Source organism: Saccharopolyspora soli, from assembly GCF_022678645.1.
Classification (GTDB): domain Bacteria; phylum Actinomycetota; class Actinomycetes; order Mycobacteriales; family Pseudonocardiaceae; genus Saccharopolyspora; species Saccharopolyspora soli.
This window is the reverse complement of record NZ_JALBWV010000073.1, coordinates 24,439-40,777: the sequence shown is the minus strand read 5'-3', so window position 1 is coordinate 40,777 and position 16,339 is coordinate 24,439. Positions and strand designations below refer to the sequence as shown.

Genomic DNA, 16,339 nt, shown 5'->3' with positions numbered 1-16,339 from the left:
CGCGGGAGGAGCTGGAGGAAGCCGCGCACGCCGTCGCTGCCGAGGCGCTCGAAGAACTGGGCCCGCCCAGGTAATGTCCGGTCGCAGGTTTTCTCATCGACCTGCGTTGATGTCGTCGGTAGCTGATCGGGTCCGGGCGTCCGCTAACGCGTGCTTGATTACAGGACCGGCTGCGGACTTGGCGGGGCACAGGTGCGTTTCAGCGGGGTCGGGTTGCTCCGAAGTCGTCGATCAGGCGCATCAGGTGGGGGAGCACGTGGTCGCTGTCCAGGCCGTCGTGCTCGTATTCGTTGGTCACCCAGGTGCGCAGGTTTCCTACCGCGCCAGCGGTCTGCAGCTGCAGGCCGGAATCCACGTACATGTCGTCGAAGTACACCGCCGCCGCTACCGGTACTTCGTTGGCCGCTAGGCGTTCCAGGTCGTACAGCGGAGTCCAGGTTTCGCGTGCCGCGAGGACGTCGACCGCCGCCCGGAACGGTTTGAGCGCGCGGATCTCCTCGAACATCCACGGGTACATCATTTCGCCGGTGAACAGCAACGGCCTGGCGTCCTCCCGGAACTCGGGGTGGTTGGCCCGTTCCCGCTGCGCCGCCCAGGCAGTCGGTACGCTGTTCTCGGTGCCGTAGATGCTCTCCTGCATTACCGCGAACAGCGGATTGTCCAAATAGGACGTCCGATTCCAGATCTGGCCGAGGAACGTCGGCGACAGCCGCCGCATCTCGTCGTCGGTGAACGCTTCGTCGAACAGCCAGTGCATCCGTTCGAAGCCGGGTTTCATGCCGAAGTCCAGCCCCAGCGATTGCAGCCGCCGGACGGTGAGCACGTCGCCGTCCGGCAGCAGCACCTCGGAACCGGTCAGCAGGTCGGCGACCCGCGCCACCCGCTCGACGTCCGCCGGGTAGCGCTGGTAGTACTCGCGGTTCTTCGCCGCCGTCCGGGGATAGGTGCGCCGGTAGACCTCGGCGGCGGCCGGGTGGACGCTGGCCAGGCCGCCGGTCACGTAGCAGGCGCGGAGCGCTTCCGGGGCGCGGGACAGGTAGGTCAGGGTGAGGAAACCCCCGTAGCTCTGGCCGAGGGTGCTCCACCGGTGCCCGCCGAAGACCTCGTTCCGCAGGTGTTCGGCGTCGGCCACGATGGAATCCGCGCGGAAGCAGCTCAGGTAATCGGCCGCCGCCGATGGGTCGAGGGAACCGATCAGCTCGCCGTCCACCGGTGAACTGCGGCCGGTGCCGCGCTGGTCCAGCAGCACCACGCGGAACGTTTGCAACGCGTGGTCGATCCAACTGCGCCGCGTCACCGGCCGCGGCGACTTCCCGCCCGGCCCGCCCTGCAGGTAGAGCAGGCACGGAAGGTCCTCGTGGCGGCGCACCGGGTCGACCAGCTCTCGGGCGAACACCGTGATCGTGGCCTGGTCGCGGTCGTCGAACCAGTTCAGCGGGACGGATGTCCGGTGGTCCCGGACGTGGATTCCGGGGACGGTGTACTCGGCGACGATCATGCGATTTTCACCGCCCGACCGCGTATCCCTGGCTGCCGCGCGGATTCGCGGCTGCCTTGAGCCAGCCGTCCTCGCGGGCGACCGCGCTGACCCGGCCCAGGGCCCAGTCGCCCTCGACCCGCACCACGTGGCCGCGCTTGCGCAGCTCGTCGACGACCGCGGGGTCGAACCTGTTCTCCAGCAGGAGTTCGCCGGGGTGGGCGTCGCGCGGGTAGAACGAGCTCGGCATGTGCGTGGAGTGGAACTCCGGGGCGTCGATCGCCTCTTGCAGGTTCATCCGGCCGTGGACGACGTTGAGGAAGACGTGCAGCGACCACTGGTCCTGGAAATCCCCGCCTGGCGTGCCGAAAGCGAGCCACGGCCGCCCGTCGCGCAGCGCCAGCGACGGGGTCAGCGTGGTGCGTGGGCGGGCGCCGGGCCGCAGCGAGTTCGGCAGGCCCTCGGGCACCCAGAACATCTGGCCGCGGGTGCTCAGGCAGAAGCCGAGTCCGGGGATGGTGGGCGAAGCTTGGAACCAGCCGCCGCTGGGGGTCGCGGAGATCATCATCCCGCTGCTGTCCGCGACGTCGAGGTGGCAGGTGTCGCCTCGGGTCTCGCCGGTCGCCGCCACGGTGGGCTCCCCGGCGCCCGACGCCGCACCGGTGACCGGGATGTCGGGGTAGGGCGGCAGAACCGGAGCGCGTCCCGCCGGACTGCCGGGCCGCAGTTCCAGCGATGCGGACTCGCCGATCAGTTGGCGGCGTTCGTGGTTGTACTGCGAGCTGAGCAGTTCGGCGACCGGCACCTCGGTGAAGTTCGGATCGCCGTACCACGCCTCGCGATCCGCGAACGCGAGCTTGCCCGCCTCGATGACGGTATGCACCCAGTCCGCCGATCCTGGACCCATCTCGTCCAGGTCGTAGCCCGCGAGCAGGGCCAACTGCTGCAGGAACACCGGTCCCTGCCCCCACGGACCGGTTTTGCAAATCGTGTGGCCGTGGTAGTCGAACGTGGTCGGCTCCTCCACACCGGGTTGCCAACCGGCGAGGTCGTCGGCCGTCAGCAACCCGCCGTGGCGGCGGCCCGAGGTGTCCATCACCTCCGCCGACGCGCAGTAGGAGCCGATCGCTTCCGCCACGAAACCCCGGTACCAGGCGTTGGTCGCGGCCTCGAGCTGCGCCTCCCGTCCCGCGCCCGCGGCTTCCGCCTCTTCGACGAGCCGCCGGTAGGTGCTCGCCAGGGCGGGGTTGCGGAAACGGCTACCGGCCGTCGGGACCGCGCCGTCGGGCAGCCAGGTCTGCGCTGAAGTCGGCCACTCGGCGCTGAACATCTCCGCGACGGTGCCGATCGCCTCGGCCACCCGCCCGAGCAGCGGGTGGCCGTGCTCCGCGTAGTGGATCGCCGGTTCCAGGACGCCTCGAACCGTCCAGGTGCCCCAGCGCCGCAGGAGCAGCAGCCAGGCTCCGAACGCGCCGGGCACCACCGTTGGCAGCAGGCCCGTTCCGGGCACCAGGTCGAGGCCGAGCTCGGCCAGCCGCGCGCCGCTGGCCGCCGCCGGGGCAACGCCCTGACCGCAGACCACCCGCACCTGCTCGTCCGCCGGGGACCACAGCAGGATCGGAACCTCGCCACCTGGCCCGTTGAGGTGGGGTTCGACCACCTGCAGCACGAACCCGGCAGCGACGGCGGCGTCCGCGGCGTTGCCGCCGCGTTCCAGGACGCTCATCCCGGTCGCGGACGCGAGCCAGTGCGTGCTGGCGACCATGCCGAAGTCGCCGACGAGTTCAGGGCGCGTGGTGAACAAGACCGCTCCTTCCACCGGAAATATCCGGTCCGCCGTGGTCGGCGGTGACGAGGTGACAGGACACGAGGTGATCTTCGGCGGTGACCGCGGTGAGTGCTGGGGTCTCGGTGCGGCAGCGGTCCTCGGCCACCGGGCACCGGGGGTGGAACGAGCATCCCCGCGCCCGCGCGCTCTGGCTGGGCAGATCACCGCTGAGCACCACCCGCTGCGCGGCACGAGCGTTCGTCGGGTCGGGCACCGGTGCGGCCGACAGCAGGGCCTGCGTGTACGGGTGCTGCGGGTTGCGGAAGAGTTCCTGCCGAGATGCCGTCTCGACGATCCTGCCGAGGTACATGACCGCGATGCGGTCGCTGATGAACTCCACGACGGACAGGTCGTGCGTGATGAACAGGCAGGAGAACCCCATGTCCTGGCGCAGGTCCAGCAACAGGTTCAGGATCGACGCCTGCACCGAGACGTCCAAAGCGGACACCGGTTCATCGGCGATGACCAGCCGCGGACCGGTGACCAGCGCCCGCGCCAGGGCGACCCGCTGGCGCTGGCCGCCGGAGAGCTCGTGCGGGTACCTCGACACCAGGTGCGCGCCCAGTCCGACGCGTTCGAGCATTTCGCCCGCCCGACGGCGGCGCCCGGCGCGGTCGCCGTCGCCGTGCTGGCGCAGCGGTTCGGCCACGATGGCGCCGATGCTCAGCCGCGGGTTCAACGAGGAGTACGCGTCCTGGAAGACCACGTGCACGTCGCGGCGCAGCGGCCGGAGTTCGCGTCGACCGAGCGTGGAGATGTCCTTGCCGAGCAGCCGAACGGTACCGGCCGTCGGGTTGATCAGCCGGGCGACGCATCGGCCGACGGTCGACTTGCCGCTACCGGATTCGCCGACCAAACCCAGCACTTCACCCGCCGCGATGCGCAGGTCGACGCCGTCCACCGCGCGCACCGGCCCGTTCCTGCGCGGCAACCGCGAGTTCGCGCGGTAGTGCTTGACGAGTCCCTCGACCTCCAGGACGGCGTCGTCGCTCATGGTGTTCCTCCCGGTCCAGGGTGGTGGCAGGCGACCAAGTGGCCGCCGCGGACCTCCTCGGCGATCGGGCGGGACGCCGTGCAGACGTCGCTGGCCCGGCCGCACCGCGCGGCGAACTGGCACTCGTCCGGGTCGGAGGTGGGCGGTGGCACCAGACCTGGAATCTCGGTGAGTCGACGCCGTCCGCCGCGCAACACCGCTCGGCCCGGCAGCGCGCCGAGCAGCCCGAGGGTGTACGGGTGCTGGGGCTGGTCGAAGATCTCCCGAGTCGGCGACTGCTCCACGGGGCGTCCGGCGTACATCACCACCACCCGGTCCGCGATGTCCGCGACCACACCCAGATCGTGGGTGATCAGGATGACGGCGGTGCCCAGGGCGTCGCGCAGGTTGCGGATGACGTCGAGGATTCCCGCCTGGATCGTGACGTCCAGGGCGGTGGTCGGCTCGTCCGCGATGAGCACCTTCGGGTTGCACGCCACCGCGATGGCGATCATCACCCGCTGCCGCATGCCACCGGAGAGCTCGTGCGGATACGCCCGGACCCGCTGCGCCGCGTCCGGGATGCCGACCAGCTCCAGCAGTTCCACGACGCGTTGGCGCAGCTGCGCACCGGATATCCGCTCGTGCCGCCGGAGCACTTCGGCGATCTGGCGGCCGACCGGGTAGGCCGGGTTCAGCGAGCTCATCGGCTCCTGGAAGACGACCGAGATCTCCGCGCCGCGGATGTCCCGCATCTTCTTCTCGGGCAGGCCCGTCAGCTCGACCCCGTCCAGCACGACGGACCCGGAGAGGGTGGTGCTGTCGCGGTCCAGCAGGCGCGGGATCGACATGGCGGTCACCGACTTCCCGCAGCCGGACTCGCCGACCAGGGCGAGGATTTCGCCTTCCGCCAACGTGAACGAGACGTCCTTGGCGGCGATGACCGGGCCGTCCTCGGTGCGGAACTCGACCCGCAGGTTGGACACTTCCAGCAGGCTCATCATCAACCCCTCGGATCCAGTACGTCGCGGAGGCCGTCGCCGAGCAGGTTGAACCCGAGCGTGGTGAGGGCGATGGCGATGCCGGGGAACAGCGCGAGCAGCGGGTCCTGGGTGAGGAACTGCTGGGCGCTGGTGAGCATGACGCCCCAGGACGCGGTGGGCGGCTGCACGCCGAGGCCGAGGAAGCTCAGCGCCGCCTCGCCGATGATCCCGGCGGGGATGGCGACGGTGGCCTTCACGATCAGCGTGTTCGTCATGTTGGGCAGCACGGTCCTGGCCATGATCGCGACGTCGCCAGCGCCGTCCGCCACCGCGGCCTCGACGAATTCCTGCTCGCGCAACGCGATCGTCTCGCCGCGCACGATCCGCACCACCGACGGGACTTCCGCCACGGCCAGCGCGACGATCACGTTCGGCAGCGACGGGCCGAGGATCGCGGCCATCACCACGGCGAAGATCAGGAACGGGAACGACAGCACCACGTCGTTCACCCGCATCAGGACGGAGTCGGTCCAGCCCCGGTAGAAACCGGCGAGCAGCCCGATCGGGATGCCGACCAGCATCGCCAGCGCGGTGGAGAAGACACCTGCCAGCAGCGAGACCTGGGCGCCGTTGCAGATCCGGGCGAGGACGTCCCGGCCGAGGTCGTCGGTGCCCAGCAGGTGCGCCGCCGACGGTCCCTGCAGGATGTGGTCCAGCCCCAACCGGGCCGGATCGGCGGTGACCAGCGGACCGACCAGTGCCAGCAGCAGGAACGCCAGCACGAGCACGGCGCCCGCCACGGCCATCTTCCGACGTAGGAAACGCCGCGCGACCCGGCGCCATCGCGCCGCTCCGGCGGGGGCTGCGGGTGCGGGCGCGGCGCGCCCGATCACCTCTGGGGGCGCTGGGGTGTTCAAGTGGTTCCTCCGGACAGTCGCACACGTGGGTTGAGGTAGGCGTAGGCGATGTCGACGAGCAGGTTCACCAGCACGTAGCCGACGACGGTGACCAGCACGGCACCCTGGACCACCGGGTAGTTCCGGGACGAAACACCATCCACGATGAGCTTTCCGAAGCCCGGTATGACGAAGATCTGCTCGACGATGACCGCCCCGCTGATCAGCCCGGCGAGTTGCAGGCCGACCACCGTGGTCACCGTGGTGAGGCTGTTGCGCAGCGCGTGGCTGACTTCCCGCCACCGGGGAACCCCTTTCGAGCGCGCGGTCCGCACGTAGTCCGCGGACAGCTGGCTGAGCAGGGCGGAACGGCTCTGCCGCATGATCACCGCCGCGAAACCGGTGCCGAGCACCAGCACCGGCATCACCATCCGGCTGAGGTTCTCCAGCGGATCGTCGGCGAACCCGACGAACCCGGACGCCGGGAGCAGCCGGAGCTGGATGGAGAACACGACGATGCCCAGCAGGCCGAGCCAGAAGTGCGGCACGGACAGCCCGAACAGGCCGAACCCGTTGGCGAGGTAGTCGAACACCGAGCCGCGCCAAACCGCGGACACGACCCCGGCCAGCACGCCGATCACCAGCCCGACCAGGATCGACAGCGCGGTGAGCTCCAGCGTCACGGGCAGCCGCTCCAGCAGGACGTCGGTGACCGGCATCTTGTCCAGAGTGGACATTCCCAGGTTGCCGCGCAGCGCCTGGCCGATGTAGGAGAAGTACTGCACCGGAAGCGGCTGGTCCAAGCCGAATTGCTGCCGGATCGCCGCGAGGGCCTCCGGTGAGGGGCTTTCCCCGGCCAGCACGTCGGCCGGATCGCCGGGCAGCGCGCGGACGCCGAGGAATACCGCGATGCTGCCGAGGAAAAGCGTGATCAACGCGATTCCGATGCGGCGGAGCAGGAACCGGATCATCAGGAATCCCTACTCTCTCTGGGTTTTCCGGTCAGTGGGTGAAGTAGGCGGTCTTGAAGCGGGGAATCCCGTCCGGGTAGTACTCGATGCCCTGGACGTTCTTGTTCGCTCCGACGAACCAGCGGTTGTGGTAGAGGTAGAGCAGCGCGTGGGTGTCCGCGACCTGCCTGATGATCTGCGCGTACAGCGCACGTCGCTGGTCCGGGACGCTCGTGCTGCCCGCCTGCTGCACCAGCGAGTCGAGCTCCGGGCTGCTCAACCCGTTGAAGTTGTTCGAGCCGCCGGTGGTCACCAGGTCGTTGGTGTTGCCGTCCGGATCCACCCGCCCGGACCAGCCCTGCAGGTAGACGTCGAAGTCCCCGCTGCGGGCCAGTTTCAGCGCCGAAACCTGGTCCAGCGGCTTCACCGACACGTCGAACCCGACGTCGTTGGCCATCGCCTGGATGACCTGCGCCTCGCGCTGGGGGGCGGAACCGGTGAGCACCATGAGCTCGACCGGTATCGGGGTGGGCAGCCCGGAAGCGGCGATGATGCGACGCGCGCCCTCCGGGTCGTACGGCGTGCAGTTGACGTCGCTGTGCAGCGCGCTCTGCACGGGCAACGGCTGGCAGTCCACCACGTTCTGGTCGTTCCACACGGCCTTGTTGAGCGCATTGCGGTCGATGCTCATCTCGAACGCCCGCCGCAGATCGACGGACTTGCTCAACGGAGTACCGACCTGGGGGCGCACGTTGATGTGGATGGACTGGTAGGCCACCGTGTCGGAGCGCAGCACGCGATTCTGCGCGTCCGGTTCCGCCTGCAGCTTGAGCGCGTCGCTGGGATCCAGGTGCTCGGCCACCTGCGTGCTGCCAGCCTGCAGGTTCGCGGTGGCCACGCCGGAGTTGTTGATGAACCGGTAGACGATGCCGCGCAGCTTCACCTTGTCCGCGTCGTAGTAATAATCCGACTTGGTGAACTGGATTTCGCTGCCGGACAGTCGGCCGCTGTAGGTGAAGGGCCCGACGCAGATCGGGGCGGTGCTGAAATCGTCCCCGAGCTTTTGCAGCGCGGTCGGCGACATGATCAGGCCCGCACGGTCGGCGAGCTGTGCCACCAGCGGCGCGGACGGCCGCTTCAGTTCGATGTGGACGGTCAGCGGATCGCGGACCGAGACGTCGGCGATGGCGGAGAGTTCGTTCTTCCGGGCGGAGGTCTTCAACGTGCGGTGCCGGTCCAGGGTCTCCTTGACAGCGGCCGCGTCCAGCGGGGTGCCGTCGTTGAAGGTGACTCCGGGGCGTACCGGGATGTCCAGTGACTTCCCGTCCGCAGCGAACGTGGGCAGGGCTGCCGCCAGCTGCGGCACGATGTTCAGCCGGTCGTCGACGTCGTAGAGCTTCTCGCAGAAGCTGGTGAAGACCAGCCTCGCGGCGAAGTTGTTCGCATTCGTCGGGTCCAGGCTGTCCGGTTCGGTGGGCGTCGTGACCACGAGGATGTTCTGCGCGGGCCCGCCGACATCGCCCGCGCCCGGTGTCGCGCAGGAAGTGAGTAGCAGGACCGACGCGGCGAACGCGGCCGCCATCGGTCCTATCCGCACGGGCACCTGACCACCAGCTGGAGCTGCAATAACATGTGACATATTACAGGCACGCGGATGAAGCCGAGTCAACGGCCGCGAACCGGCGTAACCACACCGTTACCCGGAGGTCTCCCGTTCTTCAGCGGCGGCCGCGTCGATCAGACGACTGTTGTCCGCGGCGATGAGCTCGCCGGTTCGAGCCAGTTCAAGGGAGCTTCGGGTCGGCACGTTGTGGGTTGTCCGTGCTGCGTTGATGTCGAGCGGGGAACGGAAGCCTCGTTGTGGTAGACGATCCGTTCTGGTGCGTTACCGCTTATTTCGGGCTCCGGCAGGATCGCCGCCATGCGAGCCGCCGGAGGCACGGAGCTGATCCGGCGGTTCGCGAACCGCAGTCCGGCCACCAGGAGTCCGATCGCGACCAGGTCGCTGAGTGTCCACAGTGACCAAACCGCGTGGGGGTGGGAGTGCGACCAGATGAGCAACATCGACGCAACACCCCCGAGCGTCCACAGCCACGCCAACATTCGCGCACAACGGGGCACGACACCCTCCCGGAACCACGGGCTCGCCACGGCGAGCCGACTCCAACACCGAGAAACACTCTCAGTGACGAATGTGGACGCTGCGTGAGGATGGGATTAAAGACTTCTCATCAACCCGGCAATGCGGACGGCGATCTCGCCGCGACAACTCCGCGGTGGGTTGTCGTTGTTCAGGCCAGGACCAGGGAGATCAGCTCGTCGATGAACGCGCCGAACCCCCGTGCGTGGTCCTCGCTGTAGTTGCTGTGCAGGAGTGCTACCCGGCCGTGGATGCTCACGAAGACCACGCTCGCGGCCCGGTACGCGCTGTCCAGGCGGAAGCGGTAGCCCGCTTGCTCGCAGCGGGCGAAGGCCGTGGTGAGCGAATCGACCACTTCGGCTATCGGTCCGGTGTGCTCGCCTGGTTTCGACCGGTGCGGTCCTGATCCCAGCATCAACCGGTAGTGGCCCGGATTCGCTATCGCGAAATCGAAGTACGCGCGCAACTGCGCACGCACCCGGCCCACCACGTCCTGCGGATCGGTGTTTTCGTCAGCGGCCCGCATCATCTCGCGCAGCCGCCCGAACTCGTGCTCCAGCAGCCCCTGCACCAGCGCGTCCCGGTCCGCGAAGTGGCGGTAGATGCTCGGCGCGGTGATGCCGACGGCCCGCGCCACGCCCCGGATCGTCAGGGCGTCCGAGGCGCCCAGTTCGGAGAGCAGTCGACTGGCGCCTTCCAGGATTTCGCCGCGCAGCCGGTCGCCCTCGCCCCAGCGGTTGCGCACCCGCTGCGTCGTCGTGCCCCGTTCCTCCGCCATTTTCCCATTCTCACTCAGACGTTCGCGGCGACCGGTTTCGGCGCGGTGGCCGGACGTGGTCCTTCCGCATGGTGCGGTGGGCCTACCTCTGGTCTCCCCGGAAGAAGTTGGTTAACATGCGTTTGGCAACTTAATAAACATATGTTAGCTAACTTTGTGCTGCGCGAGAGAGGTGTTGCGTGATGGGCGAGACCTTGCAGGTGCCAGCGCCGTACCCGATGCGGCGGGCCGCCGGGTGTCCCTTCGATCCCCCACCCGACTTGGCCCGCATCCAGCGGGAGGCGCCGGTGACGCGGGTGCGCATCTGGGACGGCAGCACGCCGTGGCTCGTCACCCGCTACGCGGACGTGCGCGCCGTGCTGGCCGACCCGCGCGTGAGCGCGGAGAGCGACGCTCCCGGCTATCCCCCGGTGACCGTCGCCTTCCAGGAGCGCCGCAGGCGCAGCCGGAACTTCGTGGCGATGGATGATCCCGAGCACGCGGCCCAGCGCCGCTTGTTGACCGCCGATTTCATGGTCAAGAAGATGGAGTCGCTGCGCCCGCGGATCCAGCAGATCGTCGACGAACTGCTCGACGAGATGCTGGCGGGCCCGAAGCCGGTGGACCTCGTGCAGGCATTCGCCCTGCCGGTGCCGTCGCTGGTGATCTGCACGTTGCTGGGCGTGCCGTACGAGCAGCGGAACACCTTCCACCGCCTCAGCAAGGTCTTGGTCAGCCGGGACGCCACGGCGGAGGAAGGGATCGCGGCCACCGAAGAGCTCCTGGCCTTCCTGGAGAAGGTGATCGAGCAGAAGAACGCGGATCCGGGCGATGACATCCTCAGCCGCTTGGTGGTCACCCAGCTGCGCACCGGTGCCATGACGCGCCGAGAGATCGCGTCGCTGGGCCAACTGCTCCTGGTCGCCGGGCACGAGACGACGGCGAACATGATCGCGCTGGGCACCGTCGCACTGCTGCAAAACCCGGACCAGCTCGCCGAACTGCGCGACACCGAGGATCCGAAGCTCGTGGCTGGCGCCGTGGAGGAACTGCTGCGGTACCTGACGATCGTCCACTTCGGACGTCGTCGCACCGCGCTGGAGGACATCGAGATCGGTGGGCAGCTGATCCGCAAGGGTGAGGGCATCATCGCCGCCACCGACGTCGCCAACCGGGACCGGGCCGCGTTCGACGACCCGGACGCCCTGGACATCCACCGACCCGCACGCCACCACATCACCTTCGGATACGGCGTGCACCAGTGCCTCGGCCAGCCGCTGGCACGGGTCGAGCTCCAGGTCGCCTACCCGGCGCTGCTGCGCCGCATCCCCACCCTCCGGCTCGCCGCGCCTGTCGAGGAGTTGCCGTTCAAGACGGACATGCTGGTCTACGGCGTCCACGAACTGCCCGTCACCTGGTAGCCGTCGGCAATCGCAGAAGGAGGAGATGACGTGAAGGTCACGGTGGATCAGGACGCTTGCGTGGCGTCGGGTCAGTGCGTGCTGGTGGCGCCCGAAGTCTTCGACCAGCACGAGGACGACGGGATCGTCACGCTGCTGACGGAGCGTCCCGGCGCCGAAGTGCGCGACGAGGTGCGACAGGCGGTCCGGATCTGTCCGGCGCGGGCGGTAGCGGTCGACGAGAGCTGAACACCGAGCCGTGGAGATCGGTCGTTCCCGAACTTGGCGGGTCGGCGTCCTTTCGACCCGCCAAGCGTCAACGTCAGCCTGCGGAAAGGAAAATCGATCGAAGACCGGTTGTCAGGGGGCGCCCAGCACCCGGTGTCGGCTTGTCCGCTGAGCAGCGTCCAAGAGCCCATTCGGAGGCAGATCATGTCCACGTCCGCCCACGTTCCCATCGATGCGGCGTCGAGTCGAGCGATCGAGAACCTGATCGCGCGATACGCCGAACTCGTCGACGACGGAGATTTCGCCGGGGTCGGGAGCCTCCTCGCCGATGCCACCTACCGGGGCAGCGGCGCGCCGCTGGTCGGCCGCGAAGCGATCGAGAAGTGGTTCCGCGACACCTTGATCGTCTACTCCGACGGCACACCCCGGACTCAGCACGTCACCACCAACATCATCGTTGAACGAGACGAGCGGGCTCCGGATACCGCTTTCGCGCGTTCCTACGTCACCGTCCTGCAGGCGCTTCCCGGCCAGTCGCCGAAAATCATTGCCGCTGGCCGGTATCGCGACCGGTTCGAGCGCCATGACGCGGCTTGGCGCTTCGCGGAACGACGTGTGGACATCAGACTGGTCGGCGACCTGAGCGACCACCTCCGCCAGACCAGACCAGCCCCTTAGAGTGTGCGGCTCGTCTTGCGTGGCGGTGCGGGTGGCGGAACCTCAGAGGCTTTCTCGTCTCCGGGATCCCCGACATCATGCATGCCGATACACCACGTCGGGGCTGTCCTCGCGAGAAAACCTCTGAGAACCCGCGGCGGTGCCAGCTGCGAGAGTGGGAGGAAGCGGCTGACGCCGCTTGCCTGACGACCCCCTCGGCACGCCCAATCCGCGCGAGTTCTTGGTCCCAGGATCCGGGGACGAGCGTTGGTCAGCTGCGGGTGAGGTTCGCGGTGAGCAAGCGGAGCAGTTGTTTGGCTGCGGCGTGCTGTTCCGGGCTCAGGCCCATCGCCTCGCCGATGGCGATGGGGACCGCGCGGGCCTTCTCCCGAAGATCCGCACCCGCCTGGGTCAGACGGATGGCGACGGAGCGTTCGTCATCGGCGCGCCGTTCACGGTGGATCAGGCCGTTGGCTTCGAGGCGTTTGAGCAGCGGGGACAGCGTGCTGGATTCCAGTTGGAGCACCGTGCCCAGCTCTCGCACCGAGGCCGTGCCCTGCTCCCACAACACCAGCATGACCAAGTACTGCGGGTAGGTCAGGCCCAACTCGTCCAGCAGCGGTCGGTAGCGGGCCGTGACCGACCGCGAGGCGGCGTACAACGCGAAGCACAGCTGGTCCTCAAGTAGGAGCGAACCCTTTTCTGCGGTTTGGTGCGCGGCCTGGTCCATGGCTTCGGTCCTCAAGTCGGTTGGTCGGCGTAACGCCATCCTACCCGATCCAAGTGCTCGCGATCACATTGTGTCCAATTAAGTTGTGCACGACTAAGTCGCGCAGTATTGTTCTGGTCGTGCCCGACGGAATGGCCGGGCGAACCACCGAGGAGGAGTCCATGTCCGAGACCACCAGCCCGGTGCTGGAGCCAGCTGCCGCTGCCTTCGCCAAGGCCACCGCCAAGCCGCCGTACCTGTTCGACCTCGGCCCGGTGGAGGGCCGCAAGACCGTCAACGAGGTCCAGTCCGGCGAGATCAACAAGCCGGACATCGCGGAAGAACGGGTGACCGTGCAGGGTGGGCCCACCGGATCGGTGCGGGCCCGCATCGTTCGCCCCGCCGACGCCGACGGCACGTTGCCCGTGATCATCTACATCCACGGCGCTGGCTGGGTGTTCGGCAACGCCCACACCCACGACCGCCTCGTCCGCGAACTCGCCGTTGGAGCCCGCGCCGCGGTCGTGTTCCCCGAGTACGACCTCTCGCCCGAGGTCCGCTACCCGGTCGCGGTCGAGCAGAACTACGCGGTTGCCCGCTGGGTCGTCACCGACGGCGCCGCGAAGAACCTGGACGCCACCCGCATCGCGGTGGCCGGGGACTCCGTCGGCGGCAACATGACCGCCGCGTTGACCCTGATGGCCAAGGAGCGCGGTGATGTGCCCCTGGTGCAGCAAGTGCTGTTCTACCCGGTGACCGACGCCAACTTCGACACGCCCTCGTACCACCAGTTCGCCGAGGGCTACTTCCTGCGCCGCGACGCCATGCAGTGGTTCTGGGACCAGTACACCACCGACGAGAACCAGCGCGCCGAGATCACCGCATCGCCGCTGCGCGCCACCACCGAGCAGCTCACCGGCCTGCCTCCGGCGCTGGTCATCACCGGAGAGGCGGACGTGCTGCGCGACGAGGGCGAGGCGTACGCGAACAAGCTCCGCCAGGCGGGCGTCGCCGTTACGGCAGTGCGCTACCAGGGCATCATCCACGACTTCGTGATACTCAACGCCCTGCGCGAAACCCACGCCGCCGAAGCCGCCATCAGCCAAGCAATCGCCACCCTGCGCACCGCCCTTGGCACTGCCTAGAGGGAGGTTCGCTCCCGTGGGAGCGGTGCGGTCGCCGTCAGCTGATTCGGAGGCTGGCGATCAAGCCGTCGCGCAGTTGGAACGTCATCGGGCCGGTGCCGTTGTGGCCGTTGCCGGTCACCTTGAGGGTGGCGACGTAGCTGTCGGGGCTGGGGCCGGGTTCGATCGCGATGAGCTCGAAGTGCGCTTGCACGCCGATGTTGTCGGTGCGGTCCCAGTCGCGCACCGCGTCGCGGCCGCGATATTCGCGGCCCCAGTCGTTGAGGTAGGCGTCGCGGGTGAACGCGGCGGCGAAGGCGTCGGAGTCGCCCTGGTTGGTCGAGTCGATGAAGGCCCGGATGGCGGCAGGGGTGTCGATGCTGGTCATGACTACATCCTCCAGTGCTGTGGGAATTCCGGCGGGGCGGCTGTTGCTCCCCGCCCCGCCGGACGGCTACTGCTGGACCGCGAGCAGGTCGGCGAGGTCGACGCGGGTGAGGAACTGGCGGCGAATGCGGTCGGCGACCTCCGAGACCTCCTCGGAACCGTCGTTCGACGGGTCGATGTGGACGCGGTAGGGGCGTTGCCCGCGTGGCAGGGCGACGATGCGGGCGATCTCGTCGGAGACCAGTGCGGCGTCGGCGTCCTCGGGGACGAGGGCGGCGAGCTTCTCGGCGACCTGCTCCATCAATCCGGCGTACTTCGCCTCGTACTCGGCCTCCACGGCGGTGTCGGCGGGTCGGCCGGAGTGGGCGAAGTGGTTGGTGCCCGAGGTGAACGCGCCGGGGACGACGATGGAGGTCTCGACGCCCCAGCGCGCGAGCTCGCCCGCGTAGCCGACCGCGAGGGCGTCCATGCCCGCTTTCGCCGCGAAGTACGGGGCGAGGTACGGCGGCGTGCCACCCTTGACGCTGGAACTGGAGACCCAGATGACCAGGCCCTGCCCGCGGCGGCGCATGCCCGGCAGCGCGGCCCGGTTGACCCGCTGGGTGGACAGCACGTTCACGTTGTAGAGCTCGGCGAGTTGTTCGGGGCTGAATGCCTCGGCGGGACCCGTGACCATGTGACCGGCGTTGTGGATGAGGACGTCGATGCGGCCGTGCCCCGCCTCGACCTGCGCGATCGCGGCGTCCACGGACTCCTGCGAGTTCACGTCGAGCTCGACCGAGCGCAGGTCGACGTCGTGCTCCTTCGCGTAGTCGGCTGCGGCCTGCACCTGGGGTGCGTTGCGGCCAGCGGTCTCGCGCATGCCCGCGTAGACCGTGTGGCCAGCGTCGGCGAGGGCGCGAGCGGTGAGGGCGCCAAAGCCGCTGGAGGCGCCGGTGATGACGATGACGTTGCTCATTTCGATCCTTCTTCCTCGTGATGCGGACGGTGTCCCCGGCTGCGGCGAGCGCATTCAGGTCGCCGCAGCCGGTCGCGGCAATAGCGGGGGCAGCTTCCGCCGGGAGTCCGAAGTGGACTGTGACGAATCAGGCGAGGCCGCCGTTGGCGAAGAGCACCTGGCCGTTGACCCAGCGGGCGGGACCGGCGAGGAAGGCGACGGCCTCGGCGATGTCCGTGGGCTGGCCGAGGCGTTCGAGCGGGGTGACCTTGGCGAAGTTGGCGATCGTGGCGTCGTCCTTGCCCTGCAGGAACAGCGGGGTCGCGGTCGGGCCGGGAGCGACGGCGTTGACGGTGATGTCCTTGCCGCGCAGTTCGCGGGCGAGGATCAGCGTCATGCCCTCCACCGCGGCCTTGCTGGCGACGTAGGCGCCGTAGGTGGGCAGCTGCGTGCGGGTGACGGACGTCGAGAAGTTGACGATCGCACCACCTTCGCGGACTCGGCGGGCGGCCTGCTGGGAGACCACGAAGGTGCCGCGGATGTTGGTGCGGTGCATCCGGTCGAGGTCGTCCAGGCTCAGCTCGGCGATCGGCGACAGGATCATGATCCCCGCGGTGTTCACGACGACATCGATGCCGCCGAAGGCGGACTCGACGGCGTCGAACACGGTGTTCATGTCGTTCTCGTCGGCGACGTCACCGCGGACGGCGATGACCTGGCCGCCGCGTTCGGTCATGTCGGCGACGATCGCTTCGGCCTTGTCCTTGTTGCCGGAGTAGTGCACGGCCACGGCGAAGCCGTCGGCGACGAGGCGTTCGACGACGGCGTTGCCGATGCCTCCGGTGCCGCCGGTTACGAGCGCGACGCGGGCGGTGTTCTCAGTCATGGCAGTT

Annotated in this window: 16 protein-coding genes; 4 read left to right on the top strand and 12 right to left on the bottom strand. The window is 68.6% G+C overall.

Annotated features, from left to right (window positions below; translation table 11 throughout):
- Positions 1-199: 199 nt before the first annotated feature.
- From MOQ72_RS36965 to MOQ72_RS36930, 8 genes are all read right to left on the bottom strand, one after another.
- Positions 200-1,498: an alpha/beta fold hydrolase gene (locus MOQ72_RS36965; RefSeq protein ID WP_242190557.1), complete on the bottom strand. Its 1,299-nt coding sequence runs from the start codon at positions 1,496-1,498 to the stop codon at positions 200-202.
- Between the two features lie 7 nt (positions 1,499-1,505).
- The gene (locus MOQ72_RS36960) at positions 1,506-3,281 is read right to left on the bottom strand and encodes a gamma-glutamyltransferase family protein (protein WP_242190555.1); all 1,776 of its coding nucleotides are present in this window, start codon (positions 3,279-3,281) and stop codon (positions 1,506-1,508) included.
- Complete coding sequence (locus MOQ72_RS36955) at positions 3,262-4,299, bottom strand: ABC transporter ATP-binding protein (RefSeq protein ID WP_242190553.1); 1,038 nt, start codon at positions 4,297-4,299, stop codon at positions 3,262-3,264. Before MOQ72_RS36955 ends, MOQ72_RS36960 begins: the two co-directional genes overlap by 20 nt.
- A complete protein-coding gene (locus MOQ72_RS36950; RefSeq protein ID WP_242190552.1) occupies positions 4,296-5,279 on the bottom strand; it encodes an ABC transporter ATP-binding protein in 984 nt (327 codons plus the stop codon). The genes MOQ72_RS36955 and MOQ72_RS36950 overlap by 4 nt, the downstream gene beginning before the upstream one ends.
- Before the next feature lie 2 nt (positions 5,280-5,281).
- Positions 5,282-6,178 carry an ABC transporter permease gene (locus MOQ72_RS36945; protein ID WP_242190550.1) on the bottom strand — a complete coding sequence of 299 codons (897 nt, stop codon included), beginning with the start codon at positions 6,176-6,178 and terminating at the stop codon, positions 5,282-5,284.
- Positions 6,175-7,128 (bottom strand): ABC transporter permease, encoded by a 954-nt coding sequence (locus MOQ72_RS36940; RefSeq protein ID WP_242190549.1) that lies wholly within the window; start codon positions 7,126-7,128, stop codon positions 6,175-6,177. The genes MOQ72_RS36945 and MOQ72_RS36940 overlap by 4 nt, the downstream gene beginning before the upstream one ends.
- Before the next feature lie 31 nt (positions 7,129-7,159).
- A complete protein-coding gene (locus MOQ72_RS36935; RefSeq protein ID WP_242190547.1) occupies positions 7,160-8,689 on the bottom strand; it encodes an ABC transporter substrate-binding protein in 1,530 nt (509 codons plus the stop codon).
- A 709-nt stretch (positions 8,690-9,398) separates the two neighbouring features.
- A complete protein-coding gene (locus MOQ72_RS36930) occupies positions 9,399-10,025 on the bottom strand; it encodes a TetR/AcrR family transcriptional regulator (protein ID WP_242190545.1) in 627 nt (208 codons plus the stop codon).
- A 182-nt stretch (positions 10,026-10,207) separates the two neighbouring features.
- On the opposite strand from MOQ72_RS36930, the gene MOQ72_RS36925 reads away from it, so the two are divergent.
- From MOQ72_RS36925 to MOQ72_RS36915, 3 genes are all read left to right on the top strand, one after another.
- Entirely contained in the window at positions 10,208-11,425 is a 1,218-nt protein-coding gene (locus MOQ72_RS36925) for a cytochrome P450 (RefSeq protein WP_242190544.1), read from the top strand.
- A 30-nt stretch (positions 11,426-11,455) separates the two neighbouring features.
- Entirely contained in the window at positions 11,456-11,653 is a 198-nt protein-coding gene (locus MOQ72_RS36920) for a ferredoxin (protein ID WP_242190542.1), read from the top strand.
- 183 nt (positions 11,654-11,836) lie between these two features.
- Positions 11,837-12,310 carry a nuclear transport factor 2 family protein gene (locus tag MOQ72_RS36915; RefSeq protein WP_242190541.1) on the top strand — a complete coding sequence of 158 codons (474 nt, stop codon included), beginning with the start codon at positions 11,837-11,839 and terminating at the stop codon, positions 12,308-12,310.
- Between the two features lie 250 nt (positions 12,311-12,560).
- On the opposite strand, the gene MOQ72_RS36910 is transcribed toward MOQ72_RS36915, so the two are convergent.
- Entirely contained in the window at positions 12,561-13,019 is a 459-nt protein-coding gene (locus tag MOQ72_RS36910) for a MarR family winged helix-turn-helix transcriptional regulator (RefSeq protein WP_242190540.1), read from the bottom strand.
- A 161-nt stretch (positions 13,020-13,180) separates the two neighbouring features.
- Here MOQ72_RS36910 and MOQ72_RS36905 point away from each other — a divergent pair, with 161 nt between their 5' ends.
- Entirely contained in the window at positions 13,181-14,143 is a 963-nt protein-coding gene (locus MOQ72_RS36905; protein ID WP_242190539.1) for an alpha/beta hydrolase, read from the top strand.
- Between the two features lie 37 nt (positions 14,144-14,180).
- Here MOQ72_RS36905 and MOQ72_RS36900 read toward each other — a convergent pair whose 3' ends face one another.
- From MOQ72_RS36900 to MOQ72_RS36890, 3 genes are all read right to left on the bottom strand, one after another.
- Positions 14,181-14,510 carry a YybH family protein gene (locus MOQ72_RS36900; protein WP_242190537.1) on the bottom strand — a complete coding sequence of 110 codons (330 nt, stop codon included), beginning with the start codon at positions 14,508-14,510 and terminating at the stop codon, positions 14,181-14,183.
- A gap of 66 nt (positions 14,511-14,576) precedes the next feature.
- Positions 14,577-15,467, bottom strand: a complete 891-nt coding sequence (locus tag MOQ72_RS36895; RefSeq protein ID WP_242190536.1) for an SDR family oxidoreductase — start codon at positions 15,465-15,467, stop codon at positions 14,577-14,579.
- A gap of 127 nt (positions 15,468-15,594) precedes the next feature.
- Complete coding sequence (locus MOQ72_RS36890; protein ID WP_242190534.1) at positions 15,595-16,332, bottom strand: SDR family oxidoreductase; 738 nt, start codon at positions 16,330-16,332, stop codon at positions 15,595-15,597.
- Positions 16,333-16,339 lie beyond the last annotated feature (7 nt).